The organism is Arthrobacter ginkgonis, from assembly GCF_039540195.1.
GTDB classification, from domain to species: domain Bacteria; phylum Actinomycetota; class Actinomycetes; order Actinomycetales; family Micrococcaceae; genus Zafaria; species Zafaria ginkgonis.
Window position 1 is genome coordinate 113872 of the sequence record NZ_BAABEO010000034.1, and the last position, 14064, is coordinate 127935.

At 69.0% G+C, this 14064-nt stretch carries 12 protein-coding genes; 11 read left to right on the forward strand and 1 reads right to left on the reverse strand.

Translation table 11 applies throughout. The features are described 5' to 3' along the window. Nucleotides 1-55: 55 nt before the first annotated feature. From ABD912_RS21435 to ABD912_RS21485, 11 genes are all read left to right on the forward strand, one after another. The gene (locus ABD912_RS21435; protein WP_345154168.1) at nucleotides 56-949 is read left to right on the forward strand and encodes an IclR family transcriptional regulator; all 894 of its coding nucleotides are present in this window, start codon (nucleotides 56-58) and stop codon (nucleotides 947-949) included. 215 nt (nucleotides 950-1164) lie between these two features. Continuing rightward, nucleotides 1165-2193, forward strand: a complete 1029-nt coding sequence (locus ABD912_RS21440) for an alpha/beta fold hydrolase (RefSeq protein ID WP_345154169.1) — start codon at nucleotides 1165-1167, stop codon at nucleotides 2191-2193. Between the two features lie 59 nt (nucleotides 2194-2252). Continuing rightward, nucleotides 2253-3545 carry an acyl-CoA dehydrogenase family protein gene (locus ABD912_RS21445; RefSeq protein WP_345154170.1) on the forward strand — a complete coding sequence of 431 codons (1293 nt, stop codon included), beginning with the start codon at nucleotides 2253-2255 and terminating at the stop codon, nucleotides 3543-3545. Between the two features lie 79 nt (nucleotides 3546-3624). Next, nucleotides 3625-4953, forward strand: a complete 1329-nt coding sequence (locus ABD912_RS21450; protein ID WP_345154172.1) for an MFS transporter — start codon at nucleotides 3625-3627, stop codon at nucleotides 4951-4953. Between the two features lie 195 nt (nucleotides 4954-5148). Further along, the gene (locus ABD912_RS21455; RefSeq protein ID WP_345154173.1) at nucleotides 5149-6375 is read left to right on the forward strand and encodes a flavin reductase; all 1227 of its coding nucleotides are present in this window, start codon (nucleotides 5149-5151) and stop codon (nucleotides 6373-6375) included. Nucleotides 6376-6460: 85 nt separating this feature from the next. Continuing rightward, on the forward strand, nucleotides 6461-8113 hold the full coding sequence (locus ABD912_RS21460; protein WP_345154174.1) for an ABC transporter substrate-binding protein: 1653 nt from the start codon (nucleotides 6461-6463) through the stop codon (nucleotides 8111-8113). Between the two features lie 41 nt (nucleotides 8114-8154). After that, the gene (locus tag ABD912_RS21465; protein ID WP_345154175.1) at nucleotides 8155-9033 is read left to right on the forward strand and encodes a VOC family protein; all 879 of its coding nucleotides are present in this window, start codon (nucleotides 8155-8157) and stop codon (nucleotides 9031-9033) included. Between the two features lie 38 nt (nucleotides 9034-9071). Next, nucleotides 9072-10016: an ABC transporter permease gene (locus ABD912_RS21470; RefSeq protein ID WP_345154177.1), complete on the forward strand. Its 945-nt coding sequence runs from the start codon at nucleotides 9072-9074 to the stop codon at nucleotides 10014-10016. 1 nt (nucleotide 10017) lies between these two features. Further along, nucleotides 10018-10986 (forward strand): ABC transporter permease, encoded by a 969-nt coding sequence (locus tag ABD912_RS21475; protein WP_345154178.1) that lies wholly within the window; start codon nucleotides 10018-10020, stop codon nucleotides 10984-10986. Next, the gene (locus tag ABD912_RS21480; RefSeq protein ID WP_345154180.1) at nucleotides 10983-12029 is read left to right on the forward strand and encodes an ABC transporter ATP-binding protein; all 1047 of its coding nucleotides are present in this window, start codon (nucleotides 10983-10985) and stop codon (nucleotides 12027-12029) included. Before ABD912_RS21475 ends, ABD912_RS21480 begins: the two co-directional genes overlap by 4 nt. Beyond that, nucleotides 12026-13015: an ABC transporter ATP-binding protein gene (locus ABD912_RS21485; RefSeq protein ID WP_345154182.1), complete on the forward strand. Its 990-nt coding sequence runs from the start codon at nucleotides 12026-12028 to the stop codon at nucleotides 13013-13015. The genes ABD912_RS21480 and ABD912_RS21485 overlap by 4 nt, the downstream gene beginning before the upstream one ends. Nucleotides 13016-13112: 97 nt before the next feature. On the opposite strand, the gene ABD912_RS21490 is transcribed toward ABD912_RS21485, so the two are convergent. Further along, complete coding sequence (locus tag ABD912_RS21490; RefSeq protein WP_345154184.1) at nucleotides 13113-13964, reverse strand: hypothetical protein; 852 nt, start codon at nucleotides 13962-13964, stop codon at nucleotides 13113-13115. Nucleotides 13965-14064 lie beyond the last annotated feature (100 nt).

Sequence of the window (14064 nt, forward strand, 5' to 3'; positions counted from 1 at the left end):
TTCTGCTGACATGACCGTGACCGATGTCCCTCACATAGAAGAAGCGTCCGCCCGGATGGTCTCTCCCTTCCCGGCCGGCTTCCTGGCCTCGGGCGTCTCCCCGTCTCAGGGTGGAGGCCCGGCCGATGACGTGGACGCAGCCGAGGGCAAGGCCTTCGACGACTATCTAGAGGGCGGCACCATCAAGGCCTCCAAGTCAGTGCAGAAGGCGCTGCAGGTCCTGGACAGCTTCCTCGAGGCCGGGCATTCGATCGGCGTCAGCGAGATCGCCCGGGCGGTGGGCCTGCCCAAGTCAACGACCTACCGCATCATCCGCCAGTTGGCCACCTGCGGGTACCTGGAGCGCGTGGGGGACAGTTACCGCCTGGGGTTCCGGCTCTTTGTCCTGGGCCGCCGGTTCATCCTTTCCGGCCCCAACGGACTGCTCGACGCCGCCGCGCCCTTCCTGGGAAGCCTCTTCCTGCAGACCGGCTTCTCCGTCCACCTCGGCGTGATCGAGCACGGGGAGGTCACCATTTTGGACCGCCTGCAGAGCCACCGGATGAACATCTCCTTCGGCTCGGTCGCCGCCAGCCTCCCGGCCACCACCACCAGCATCGGCAAGATCCTGCTCGCGCTGGGGGATGAGCCCCAGTTGCGCGAGACACTGGACCGCGGATTGCCCCGCCGCACCCCGGCCAGCATCCAGGCTCCCGGCATCCTCATGCAGCAACTGGCCGCGGCACGTTCCAGCGGCGTCGCTTACGACCTCGAGGAGAGCGTCCGCGGCGTCGTCTCCGTCGCCTCCGCCATCCATTGGCGCGGCCGCGCCATCGCCGCCGTCTCCGCTGCCGGACCGGCCGGCCGCTTCGACCCGCACGCCGCGTCCCAGTACGTCCTGCGCACCGCCAAGTCCGTCGAGGCCGACTTCCTCAAGCGCCGCCTTATGGCGCAGGACTTCCGCCGGTAGGACGCGTACGACGCCGGCCGTCGAGTCCTGAGGCTGACAAGGGCCCTTCCGCTCCCGCAGAGGGGCCCTTGCGGCGTTGGCGGGACCCCGTGTTTGCGGCGCCAGAGCGGCCGATTTGGGGACCGTGCCACTTTTTGACACGGGCGCGTAGGGGCAGCCCGGACCGCTCGCAATAGTGGTGGCACACCCCAAACCCTTCCCGAAAGGAACCCTCCATGGCACTCACCGAAGAAGGCATCATCAAGGTTCCGGGCCTGCTCAGCCGCTGGGTCCGCCTCAGTACCGGCGTCAAGGTCCACTACGTCACCTCGGGCGAAACCGGCCCGGCCGTGGTCCTGCTGCACGGCGGCATCCCCGGCTCCTCCGGCACCGCCGGCTTCCGCTTCATGGCCCCGTTCCTTGGCACCAACGGCTTCCGCGTCTACGCCCCGGACATGCCCGGCTTCGGCCTCACCGAGGACCCGAACAACTTCTACGGCTACGGCCGGGGCGCTCACGTGGACTTCATCCAGGACTTCGCCAACGCGCTGGCCCTGGACGAGTTCCACGTCGCCGGCAACTCGATGGGCTGCACCAACACGGTGAACTACGTCGTCGCGCACCCGGAGCGCGTGCTCAGCTTCGCGTTGATCGCCGGAATGATCGGCGACCTGGTCAGCCGCGAGCAGATGCGCGCCGTCGACAACCGGAACAAGGGGCCGCTGCCCGGCAGCGGCGGCACCTACGACGGCAGTCCGGAGATGATGCGGCAAATTATGGAGAGCATCATCCTGAACCCCGAGGACATCACCGACGACCTGGTCGCGATGCGCACCGCGGCGGCCAACCGCCACATGGACGTCTACGACGCCAACATGGACCGCATCCTCCGCTCCACCGACCCCAACGAGATTGTCAGGCTGACCACCACTGACCGCCTCGACAGGATCACGCTGCCGGGCATCTACCTCTTCGGTCGCGAGGACGTCCTCTACGCGGTGGAGGCCGCCCACCTTCAGGAGGACGTGCTGCCGAGCGTGCAGTTCTTCTACCCGGAGAACACTGGGCACCAGGGCCAGACGGACCAGCCGGACCTGCACAACCAGGCTTTCCTGGAGTTCTTCCGCGACGGCAAGGTCGCCTGGGAAACCGCCCTGGCCGCCGGCATCTCCACCCGCCGCGCCCCCAATCCGAACCTGGTCGACGTCCCGGCGGACCTTCGCACGAACGGGGCCAGCGCCCCCGAACTCGACCCGGTCCGCTAGACGCAGTTTCCCGGCCGTCCGGCCACGCGCTCCCGCCCGCAGCACCGAAAGGAACAACGATGTCCCAGACCCTCGCGGACTCCGCCTCCACCGCGGCCGCCGCCCCCCATGCCAAAGCCAATCCCCGGTCCACGACCGCTACGAAGCCCAGCATGCGCGAGCGCGCGGCCGCCCTGGTCCCGGGCATCGCCGCCCGCGCCCAGCAGGTCGACGCGGATCGCGTCATCCACCCGGACTCCATCCAGGAACTCGTCGACTCCGGCCTGACCCGCGCCATGCAGGCCTCCGCTTACGGGGGAGAGGAGGCCGACCCCGCGGACTTCATCGCCGCCGTCGTCGAGATCGGCAAGGCCTGCGCCTCCACCGCCTGGGTGTTGTGCATCCTGGGCATGCACAACTGGCAGTTGGCCCACTTCGAGGAGTCCCTGCAGGAGGAACTCTTTGGCGAGGACCCCACCACGCTGATTTCCTCCTCCTACTCCCAGCAGGGCACCGCCCAGCGCGTTCCGGGCGGCTACCTCGTCAACGGACGCTGGCGCACCTCCAGCGGCGTGGTGCACTCCCAGTACGCGATCGTGGGCATCGACGTCCAGGTGGACGGCAAGCCGCGGGCCCACGACTTCGTCCTTAACCTCGAGGAGGTCGAGGTCTTCGACGACTGGTTCGTGATCGGCCTGCGCGGCACCGGCAGCCGCAGCATCATCGCCAAGGACCTCTTCGTCCCGGAGAACCACGCGATCGACCGCGACGTCGTTTTCGCCAAGCTCGGGCCGGGCCTCAAGCGCAACGACTCCGCGCTGTTCCGGATCGACCAGGGCGTGCTCTATGCGACCGTCGCCGCCGCGCCCGCGTTGGGCACCGGCTGGGGCTTCTACACGGAGTTCAAACGCCAGATCTCCAACTACACCCGCCGCACGGACCAAGCCAGGATCGCGGAGGAACGCACGGTCCTGCTGCGCCTCGCCGATGCGGGCGCCGCCCTGCGGGACCAGGAATCCGTGGTCCTGGGCCACATGGACAAGGCCTATGCGCGCGCCGTCGCCGGCGAGGAGTATGACTCGCTGGAACTGGCCGAGGCCATTTTCGACATGTCCCGCACCTCCCGCGCCGCGCTGATCGGCCCCCAGCACCTGATGCAGGTGCTGACCGCCAGCGTGGTGGTCGAATCCAACCCGTTGCAGCGCATGTACCGGGACCTGCTCACCGCCCGCCAGCACGGCACGCAGAACGTGGACCTGCACGGGGCCGCGATGATGAACCTGGAGATGGGCAACGAGGCGGTCTCCCGCTTCATCCTCAGCCCCGCCCGCAGGCAGGCCGCGATGGACCGGGCCGCGCAGCTCTACGGCTGAGTGCCCGACGGCAGGCCGGATCACCCTTGGCGAGTCCGGCCTGCCGCCCTCCCTCCCTCCCTCCGAAAGGACCCCTGCAGTGAGCGCCCCCGCCAATAGCACGACGCCGGCCGCCGCCCCCGCGCGCGGCGGCATCCTCCACTCCTTCCGCGCGCTGCGGAAGCGCGACTTCGCGATCTTCTGGACCGGAGCCTTCATCACCAACGCAGGGGCCTGGTTCCAAAGCCTGGGCGTCCCCTACGTCCTGCTGATGCTCACCGACAGCGCGCTCTGGGTCGGGCTGGCCGCCGCGGCGCAGTTCGTGCCCGTAATGCTGCTGGGCCCGCTCGGCGGGCAGATCGCCTCCGCCGGCCGGCTTAAGCGGACGCTGATCATCACCCAGGGTCTAAGGTCCCTGGCCGCCCTGGCCCTCTTCGCCTGCTGGGCCACCGGGGTGCGAGAGCCGCTGGTGTTCCTGCTGCTCGCGGCGGCCGCCGGCTGCGCGCAGGGTATCTCGATGCCCAGTTGGCAGGCGTTTGTCCACAATCTCTCCGACCGCCAGGACCTGGCCTCAGCCGTCACGCTCAACACCCTCCAGTTCAACCTTTCGCGCTCGTTCGGTCCGGCCATTGGCGGCTTGGTGCTGCTGGCCTGGGGTCCGTCGATGGCGTTTCTGCTGGCCTTCGTCGCGGTGCTCTGCGTGGTCGTGGCGCTGGCGCTGGTGCGGCAGTCCGGGGGAGCGGCGGCAGCCCGCGCTGGCGCTGCCGGCAGGCCGGGGGTCACCCGTGGCTTCATGGAGGCTGCCCGTTACAGCTGGGGCCAGCCCGGCATCCTGCTGGCCTTAGTGCTGGTCGTCTGCGTCGGGGTGCTGGGGATGCCGGTTTTCCAGCACGTGATCATCTTCGCGGAAATGGTGTTCGGCAGCGGGGAGACGGGCCTGACGCTGCTCAACCTGGGATTGGGGCTGGGGACCCTGCTGGCGGCCCCGGTGGTCGCCGGATTCGAGCACAAGCTCGGCCGGGCCCGGCTGGCCCGTTGGGCGGTGCCGCTCTATGGCCTTGCCTTCATGGGGTTCGCCGTGGCGCCGGGGACGATTTCCGCGGCGCTGGCCCTGCTGGTGGTCGGCGGGGCCTTCCTGGCCGCGATCTCGGTGGGCAACACCTCCGTCCAAATGCTGGTGGAGGACGGGTTCCGCGGCCGGGTCCTGGCCCTAAACGTCATGGTCTACACCGGCTCCGTGGCGCTGGGGGCCTACCTGCAGGGCTGGCTGAGCGACCTCATCGGTCCGCGCCTGACCCCGTTGCTCGCCGGCGGAGTACTGCTGGTGGCGGGCATCGTTCTGGCCTGCTGGCGGGGCAAGTACTCGCTGTCCGCACTGGAGGACCGGCGCCCCGCCAATGTCCCCGACGCTGCCCCGGAAAACGCCTAGCCAAAGGCCGGACCGCCCGTCGCTTCACGTTGTGGCACGGGCCGCTTTCTGGGCCGCAGAGGGTGCTGAAGGATTCAGGCAACGGCGGATATGCCGAGGATCACATTCCCGGATCCGCCGCCCCCCTCCTTCCCCTTACCGCCCCTCCCTCAGTTCCCCTCCCACCCATTTCCCCTCCAATCAAGGAGAAACGTCATGGCCCCTTCCCGCGGCACCGCACTCAAAGGGAACGCGCCCCTTGCGGACCAGGCGACTGCCCGTTCGATCAACGGGGACACCTTCCGCAAGGTCATGGGAAACTACCCGACCGGCGTCGTCGTCGTCACCGCAACCGACGCGGCCGGCGAGCCGGTCGGCATGGTGATCGGCTCCTTCACCTCGGTTTCGCTGGACCCGCCGCTAGTGGCGTTCCTGCCCACCAAGGCATCCCGCACCTTCGAGCGCATGCGCTCGGCCACGTCCTTCTGCATCAACGTTTTGGCCGCCGACCAGGAATGGCTCTGCCGGCACTTCTCCGCCCCGAAGGAGGACAAGTTCCAAGGGGTCGCCTGGCACCCGTCCCCATCCGGAGCGCCGATCCTTGACGGGGCGGTCAGTTGGATCGAGTGCGTTCCCCATGAGGTGTTCGACGGTGGGGACCACCACCTGGTGCTGGCCCGCGTCACCGACCTGGAGGCAAGCCGCGACTCGCTCCCGCTGCTGTTCTTCCAGCGCGGCTACGGCAAATTCACCCCGTCCTCCCTAGTGGTCTCCAACGGACGCGAGTTCATCGAGTCCGTCCACTTGGCCGCCGTGGCACGTCCGGAGATGGAACTGATCGCCTCCAGCCTCGGCGTCGAATGCAGCCTGGCCTGCGTCTCCGGCAGCGACTACGTGTTCGTGGCCTCCTGCAACCGCAGCGAATCGGCCGGCCGAAGCCGCCTGGGCGCACGGGTGCCGCTCATGCCCCCCTTCGGGGGCCTGATGGTGGGGGAGGCCGGCGGACCCACCGACGAGCAGTGGCTGGCCCGGCTGGGAACCACCGAAGGGGAAGCCGTGGAGGCCGCCCGTGCCCAACTGGCCAGGGTCCGTGAACGCGGCTGGTCCCTTGCCCTGTTCGGCGGTGCCACCCAGGACGAGCTCGACGAACTGGTCAAAACATACATGGACGAACGCCGGACCCCGGCCCAGGAGCAGGCCTTCATCGACGCCGTGAGCCGCACCCGCGACTACCACGAGCCGGCGGAGATCGACCCGGACGCCGCCTACGACGTGATCCACCTCGCCGTCCCCGTCCACGGGCTCGACGGCAACGTCAAGGCGGTGCTGAGGCTGGGCGAACTGCCGCGCGGCGCCAGATGGGCCGAGATCGACGGCTGGCTCGACCGGATGCGCGAAACCGTCAATGCCATCGAGCTGAGGATCGCCAGGGGGCTGTCCTAGCGCACTGGCCACCCTCCATTGCTCCTTCCGCTTGCTCCATTTGCTCCACCATCACTGGCTGCACCCTTCAAAGGAGAAGATCGCGATGACCCGTTTCAACCGTCCCGCTTCCCGGCTGTCCTCCGCTTCCTTGCTGTCCGTGGCTGCCGCGGCCGCGCTGCTGCTCACCGCCTGCGGGGGCCCGGCTCCGGGCAGCGGCGCGGTCCCGGCGGACTCCGCTGGCGCCGCACCAGCCGCGGGCGTCGGCACCAATGCCTTCGGGGGCCAGCAGCTTGAGGTGGGGACCCCAACCGACGGCGGTACCCTGCGCTTCGGGATCAGCACCGCTATCGAGACGCTGGACAACGCCAACCCCATCGGCTCATCGATCGCCACCGTCACCTTCCAGATCTACGACCAGCTGCTGAAGTTCGACGCCGAGGGCAAGGTGGTGCCTGAGCTGGCCGAGTCGATGACCAGCAAGGACCTGAAGACCTGGACCATGAAGCTGCCCGCCGGCGTGAAGTTCCACGACGGCACCGACTTCAATGCCGAGGCCGTCATCGCCAACGTCAAGCGCATCGCCGCACAGGGCTCGAAGTCCCTGCAGTCCGGCGACGCCCGCCGCATCACGAAGATGGAGGCCCCGGACGCGCAGACGGTCGTCTTCACCGTAGACAAGGAGTGGGCCACCTTCGACGCGCTGTTCGCCACCGGTTCGACGGCGATGGTCGCCTCCCCGACGGCGGTGGCCAAGGCGGGGGAGAAGTTCGGGCTGGCCCCGGTCGGCGTCGGGCCGTTCAAGGTCGCCTCCTTCAGCCCCGGCGGGGAGGTGAAGCTGGAAAAGTTCGCGGACTACCGCATCAAGGGTTCGCCGCACCTGGACGCGCTCACCTTCGTCCCGGCCACGGAAAACGCGGCCCGCCTCTCGGCAGTGGGCACCGGGGACCTGGACGCCGCCGCCACCCGCGTCGCCGCCCAGTTCGGCGAGGCCCGCAACGCCGGGCTGACCGTCCTGGAACAGCCGCAGTACAAGGCCTACTCGGTGCTGTTGAACCTCAGCGATCCGGTGCTTGCCGACCACCGTGTCCGCGAGGCGCTGAACGCGGGCGTGGACCGCAATGCGCTCAACGCCGCGGTCTTCGGCGGCAAGCACCAGGTCATGACCGGCATCCTCAACCCCACCCACCCGGCCTACGCGGACTCCGGCTGGCCGGCCTTCGACCTGGAGAAGGCCAAGGCCCTGGTCTCCGCGTACGAGGCGGAAAAGGGGGACATCAACCTGGACTTCCAGATCCCGCAGGGCACCGAATGGTCGGACATGACCGCCATCCTGCAGCAGATGTACGCCGCGGTCGGCATCGACATCAAGTACACCGCGGCCACGCCGCCGTCGCTGGTCACCGCCGGCGCCGCCGGGGACTACCAGGTCCAGCTGCGCGAGCCGGTCATCCTGCCGGAAACCATCGGCGGCATCGCCACCCCGTTCGCCACCGGCGCCCCGTCCAACCACGCCCACGGCAGCGACCCGGCCCTCGACGCGCTGCTGGCCAAGGCCAACGCCACCGCTGACCCCGCCGAGCGCAAGGCGCTGATCGCCGACATGCAGAAGGAACTGGCCGCCTGGCTGCCCACCGTCCCGCTGGTGAGCACCATGTCCGGGTTCATGGTCGGCGAGGACGTCCAAGGCTTCCCGGGCAGCTTCCCCAACACCTCCTACGAGATGTTCGACGCCCGCGAGGTATGGGTCAAGAAGTAACCGCATCGCCCCACCAGCCCTCCACGAAAGGAACCACGCACATGGGAAAAATCAGAGCACTCGGCTACTTGGTGGCGACCGCCACCGACCTTCCGGCCTGGAAGACCTTCGCCAGCGACGTGCACGGGATGCAGGTCGTCGAACACACCGAGGAGCGGCTGCTGCTGCGGCTGGACGACCGCTCCTGGCGCATCGACGTCCGTGCCGGCGACGAGGACCGCGTCCAGACCTACGGGTGGGAAGCCGGCTCCGCCGAGGACCTGGACGAGCTGGAGAAGATCTTGACGGTCAACGGCTTCCCGACCCGCCGCGGCACCGCCGCGGAGATCGGCGAGCGCCGGGTGACGGACATGCTGGTCCTCAACGACCCCGACGGGACCCCTGTCGAGATCTTCTACGGGCAGAGCCGGGAGCACTCCCCGTTCGTGTCCCCCACCGGGGCCAAGTTCGTCACCGGGGACCTGGGCCTGGGCCATGTGATGCTCTCCGTCAGTGACTCCAACCCCTTCCGCCGCCTCTACATGGACCTGCTGGGCCTGTCCCTGAGCGACTACATCGACCTGGGACCCGACCCTGGCACCTTCCTGCACTGCAACCGGCGCCACCACTCCCTCGCCTTCACCTACCGTCCCGAGGTTCCGCTCGGCGTGGGGCACCTGATGGTGCAGGTGGAGAACGTTGACACCGTGGGCCGCGCCTACGACAAGATCCTTGACGGGGCCGCGCCGCTGGGGTCGACCCTGGGCAAGCACACCAACGACGAGATGATCTCCTACTACGTCAAGACCCCCTCCGGCTGGGAGATGGAATACGGCTACGGCGGCCTGGAGATCGACGTGGACACCTGGGTGCCCGGCCGCTGGGACGCGGCGCATTTCTGGGGCCACAAGCGCGGCAAGCTGATCGACACCGGAGCCTGATCGACGACCGTTCCCGACGGAGAGAGTGAAGTGCACCCGTGAAATTGCTTCTTGACCGCGTGGGCCGGCTGCTGCTGGTCATGGGCGGCGTCAGCTTCCTGGTCTTCCTGCTGCTGGACCTGTTGCCGGGGGACACCGCCGAAGTCATCGTCTCCGGCAGCGGTGACCCGTCCCCGGGCGCCGTCGAGGCCATGCGCGCCCAGTTGGGGCTGGACCGCCCCGTGCTGGTGCGCTATGTGGACTGGGTCTTCGGGGCCACGCAGGGCGACCTCGGCACCTCCTACCGGACCGGCCAGGAGGTGTCCGCGGCCATCCTCGAACGCCTGCCCGTTACGTTCCAGCTGATCCTCATGGTTGAGGTCCTGGCGCTGCTGGTGGCGGTGCCGCTGGTCATGCTGGTGGCCACCCGCCGCGACGGCATCCTGGACCGCGTGGTTGCCGGCTGCTGCTTCGCCTTCCAGGCCATCCCGAACTTCATGTTCGCCCTGCTGGCCATCCTGCTCTTTTCCGTCACCCTCCGGTGGCTTCCGGCGCTGGGCTACGTGCCCGCAACGGAGGACTTCGGGGGGAGCCTGAAGTCGCTGGCCATCCCCACGATGGCCCTCGCCGCCGGGCTCATCCCGGTCTACGTGCGGGTCCTGCGCAATGAGATGATCCGGACCCTGCAGGAGGACTTCATCCTGGTGGGACGGGCGCTGGGGCTGCCCAAGTGGAAGCTGCTGCTTCAGTACGCCCTGCGTCCGTCTCTGCCCACCCTGATCACCGTGGTGGGCGTCAACATCGGCACCTTGGTCGGCGGCACCGTCATCGTCGAGGTGATTTCCGGGGTCCCGGGCACCGGCACGCTGCTGCTGGACGCCATCAACTCCGTGGACTACGTGCTGGTCCAAGGCATCGTCCTGGTGATCGCCGCCACCTACGTGCTGGCCAACTTCGCCGTGGACCTCATCAACGTGACCATCGACCCCAGAATGCGAGGCTGAGATGACCACCGTCCATCCCTCCGCGAGCCCCGCCGCGGCCGGCGACGGCGGCCGGCCCGCCGCCGTCGTACCCGCCACCCGGCCCTCCGGCACCCAGGGCCCCGGCCCTGCCCCCGTGCGCAAGGAAGGCCGCCCGCGCATCCGCTCCACCAAGGGCCGGGACATCTTCGTCAAGGTCTCCATGGTGTGGATGGTGCTGCTGGCAGCGGTCATCATGCTCGAGCCGCTGCTGCCGATCCCCGATCCCGCCGCCGTGGACTATTACGCCATCGCCGTTGCGCCGGGGCAGTCGGTCGCCCACCCGCTGGGCACCGATGCGATCGGCCGCGACATCCTGGCCCGCCTGGTCACCGGCGGCCGGGTTTCGCTCACCGTCGGCCTCGGCGCCGTGGCCATCGCCGCCATGTTCGGGACGGTGCTGGGCATCATTGCCGCGTTCTTCAAGGGCCTGACAGACCGCGTTGTCGGCAGCGGCGTGGACATCTTCCTCGCCTTCCCGCCGCTGGTCGCGATCATCGCACTGAGTGTTTTCATGGGCCCCAGCCTGTCCACGCTGGTGATCGCACTGGGGCTGATCTTCACCCCGCAGGTGGCCCGTGTGGCCCGTTCCGCCGCGCTGCCCTACGTTTCCCGCGAATTCGTCACCGCCGCCCGCGGCATGGGGTCCAAGGAATTCCGGATCCTGTGGCGGGAGGTCGCCCCGAACGCGATCGTGCCAGTGCTGTCCTACGCCGTGGTGCTGGTGGCGATGGCGATCGGCGCCGAGGGCGGCATGAGCTTCCTGGGCCTGGGCGTGCCGCCGCCGCAGTCCAGTTGGGGAACCATGATGGGCGAGGGGCGGGCCGTGCTGGCCGCCAGCCCGCACGTGGTCCTGGTCCCCGCGACCACCATGTTCCTGACCCTGATTTCGCTGAACTTCCTCGCCGACTACATCAGCCGGCGCTTCGACATCAAGGAGGCCGCGCTGTGACCGGACTGCTGGACATCAGGGACCTGCGGATCAGCTTCCGCACCGCACGCGGAGTTGCCGAGGTCGTCAACGGGGTCAACCTCAGCCTGGACGAGGGGCAGGTGCACGGGCTGGTGGGGGAGTCCGGCTCCGGCAAGTCCGTGACCTCGCGGGCCGTGCTGGGGATCCTGCCTCACGCGGCCGTGAACTCCATTTCCGGGTCCATCCGCTACAAGGGCCGCGAACTCCTGGAGACGACAGATCACCAGATGGGCAAGGAGGTGCGCGGGCGGGAGATCTCAATGATCTTCCAGGACCCCATGACGGCACTGAACCCAGTGATGAAGGTGGGGACCCAGATCGCCCAGCCCCTGGGCTGGCACCTGGGCCTGCGCGGGGCCAAGGCCGCCGCCCGGGCCCTGGACCTGCTGGAGCAGGTGGGGATCCCGGACCCCCGGAGGGCCCTGCGCTCCTACCCGACGCAGTTGTCCGGAGGCCAGCGCCAGCGCATCATGATCGCGATCGCCCTGGCGTGCGACCCCAAGCTGCTGATCGCCGACGAGCCGACCACCGCGCTGGACGTGACGGTGCAGAAGCAGATCCTGGACCTGTTCGACCAGTTGCGCCGCGAGCGGGGCCTGTCCGTGCTGCTGGTCTCTCACGATCTGACCCTGGTCGCCGAACGCTGCCACACCGTCTCGGTGATGTATGCCGGGCGGGTGGTGGAGCACGGCCCGGCCAAGGACCTGTTCCGCCAGCCGCACCACCCCTACACGGGACTGCTGGAGGCAGCCCGCCCTCGCTTGGAAAACAAGCCGCATTCGCTGCTGCGGACCATCCCGGGCACCGTGCCGGACCTGCACCGGCTGCCGTCCGGGTGCAGCTTCGCCGACCGCTGCCCGCAGGCAGCCGACGACTGCCGCACCGCGCCCATCGGCCTGGCCCGGACGGGCGCCGACCGGGAAGCGGCCTGCCTGTTCCCGACCGTTCCGGTGCCGTCCGCAGTGCCGTTCCCGGCAGCAGCCGGGCACCATTCCGCCGAAACGGTCCTGGAGGGACGATGAGCCACGAACTGCTGGAGAACGCCATGGACGCCGGAGGAGCTAGGGCGGAGCGGGACCGCGTGCTGCACGCGCGCGACGTCGTGGTCCGCTACCGCACCAAGCGCAAGCACGAGGTCCTGGCCGTCGACCGAGTGGAGCTGGAACTGTTCCGGGGCGAAACCCTGGGCCTGGTCGGTGAGTCCGGGTCCGGCAAGTCCTCGCTGGGCCGCTCGATCGCCCAGCTGCCGTCGCCGACGTCGGGAAGAGTGGACTTCGACGGTCAGGATCTGACCGCGCTGAGGATCAAGGACCTGCGGCCGGTGCGGCGCAACGTCCAGATGATTTTCCAGGACCCGATCTCCTCGCTCAACCCGCGCCGGACCGCCCTGGACATCGTCGCCGATCCGCTGCGCCTGATGGGCCACCCGGACCCGAAGGCCCGGGCGTTGGAGGTGCTGGCGGAAGTGGGGGTCAATGAGCAGATGGCCGCCCGCAAGCCGCACGAGCTCTCCGGCGGCCAGTGCCAGCGCATCTCGATCGCCCGCGCGTTCGTGCAGGAACCGGCGGTGCTCATCTGCGACGAGCCGGTCTCCGCACTGGATGTCTCGGTCCAGGCGCAGGTGCTGAACCTGCTGGAGCAGATGAAACGGGACTACGGGCTGTCGATGATCTTCATCTCCCACGACCTGGCGGTGGTGAGCAACATCAGCGACAGGGTGGCGGTGCTCTACCAGGGACGGATGTGCGAGGTCGCGCCCTCGGAGGGTCTCTATGCGCAGCCGCGCCACCACTACACCAAGCTGCTGCTGGATTCGGTGCCCAACCCGGACGTCGATCCCGAGGTGCCCGGCGAACGGGTGGCGCAGCCGAAGTCGCTGGTAAGTCCCAGCGGGTGCAGGTTCGCCACGCGCTGCCCGGCGGCGACGCAGGAGTGCCGGGACGTGGTGCCCGAGCTGGTGGAACTGGCTCCGGGACACCAGGTGGCCTGCCACCACCCGCTGCCCTGACCACGGACCGCTTTCGCAGTGTTGGCGCCTGCGCGCGCCGAGGGCCGGGATCCGGAAAGAACGGATCCCGGCCCTTACCGATTCCGGTTTGCCGGCGTCAGACGGTTACCAACGGCTCGAAGCCCTCGATCTCGGCGGCAGCCACATGGGTTGAACCGACGCTGCCGAGCGGGCCGAGGGCGGCGTTGGCCGTGGCGCCCAAGGGCAGCTCCAGGACATCCGTCAGCGGCCCCCCGACCACCACCTCGCCCGCGGCCACCGGCCCGATCGCCTTGATGGAGCGGCGGATGGCAGCCATCGCGCCGAGCAGGGCCGGAACGGCGTCACGGGAAGGACCGGCCGTCAGGGGGGCACCGTCCGCAAGAACCTGGATTCCGGCTTGGATGGTGTGGAGTGGAGCGTCCGCAAGCCGGACGGGGTGGGAACCGAGGACCACGTGGCCGTACCCGGTGTTGTCCGCAACGTGTTCGAGCGGATCGCCCCCGTCACCGCGGGTCCGCGAAGAGAGCACCAGAAGCACCGGCACGACGTATGCCGTCGCGGCGAACAGTTCGGCGGGCGTGGTATCCGCATGCTCCAGCGGTGTCCCGAGCACGAAGCCGATGGAGGCCGCCACTTGAGGCCGGGTCAGCTGGTCCCCGGGCAGCGTGGCTCCGTCCGCGTGGATGGTGTCGGCGAACAGGTAGCCGAACTCCGGCAGTCCGTCCGCGGCCCGGGCCTTCCCGGCGATCCGTCCGGCAACGCGCCGGCCCTCGGCCTGCCCGCGGCGGAGGTTGAGCATTCTGGCCTCATCTGCCCCCTCGATGCCGTAGGGAGAGAGCAGGTCGGCGATCGGCGGGCCCGGGCGGGAAGCCAGCTGCGCGTTGTAGAGGATGTTCGCGGCCTTGGCCAAGGCCGCGAACTTGGGGGCTTCGTCCCACGGACGCATTTGTGGCGGTTGCTGTTCCATGCTGGCGAGATTTCCAGCGAGCCTGCCCCGCCCGTAGCGGAGCGTGCCACAACGTGGTTCGGCGGTCCTGGACACCGACCCGAACCACCGCCTAGGAACA

What these genes read in the sequence shown, in the direction of transcription:
- ABD912_RS21485 (WP_345154182.1), top strand. Translation starts at nt 12,026, where the DNA reads ATGAGCCACGAACTGCTGGAGAACGCCATGGACGCCGGAGGAGCTAGG.
- ABD912_RS21445 (WP_345154170.1), top strand. Translation starts at nt 2,253, where the DNA reads ATGTCCCAGACCCTCGCGGACTCCGCCTCCACCGCGGCCGCCGCCCCC.
- ABD912_RS21465 (WP_345154175.1), top strand. Translation starts at nt 8,155, where the DNA reads ATGGGAAAAATCAGAGCACTCGGCTACTTGGTGGCGACCGCCACCGAC.
- ABD912_RS21440 (WP_345154169.1), top strand. Translation starts at nt 1,165, where the DNA reads ATGGCACTCACCGAAGAAGGCATCATCAAGGTTCCGGGCCTGCTCAGC.
- ABD912_RS21490 (WP_345154184.1), bottom strand. Translation starts at nt 13,964, where the DNA reads ATGGAACAGCAACCGCCACAAATGCGTCCGTGGGACGAAGCCCCCAAG.
- ABD912_RS21455 (WP_345154173.1), top strand. Translation starts at nt 5,149, where the DNA reads ATGGCCCCTTCCCGCGGCACCGCACTCAAAGGGAACGCGCCCCTTGCG.
- ABD912_RS21475 (WP_345154178.1), top strand. Translation starts at nt 10,018, where the DNA reads ATGACCACCGTCCATCCCTCCGCGAGCCCCGCCGCGGCCGGCGACGGC.
- ABD912_RS21435 (WP_345154168.1), top strand. Translation starts at nt 56, where the DNA reads ATGGTCTCTCCCTTCCCGGCCGGCTTCCTGGCCTCGGGCGTCTCCCCG.
- ABD912_RS21460 (WP_345154174.1), top strand. Translation starts at nt 6,461, where the DNA reads ATGACCCGTTTCAACCGTCCCGCTTCCCGGCTGTCCTCCGCTTCCTTG.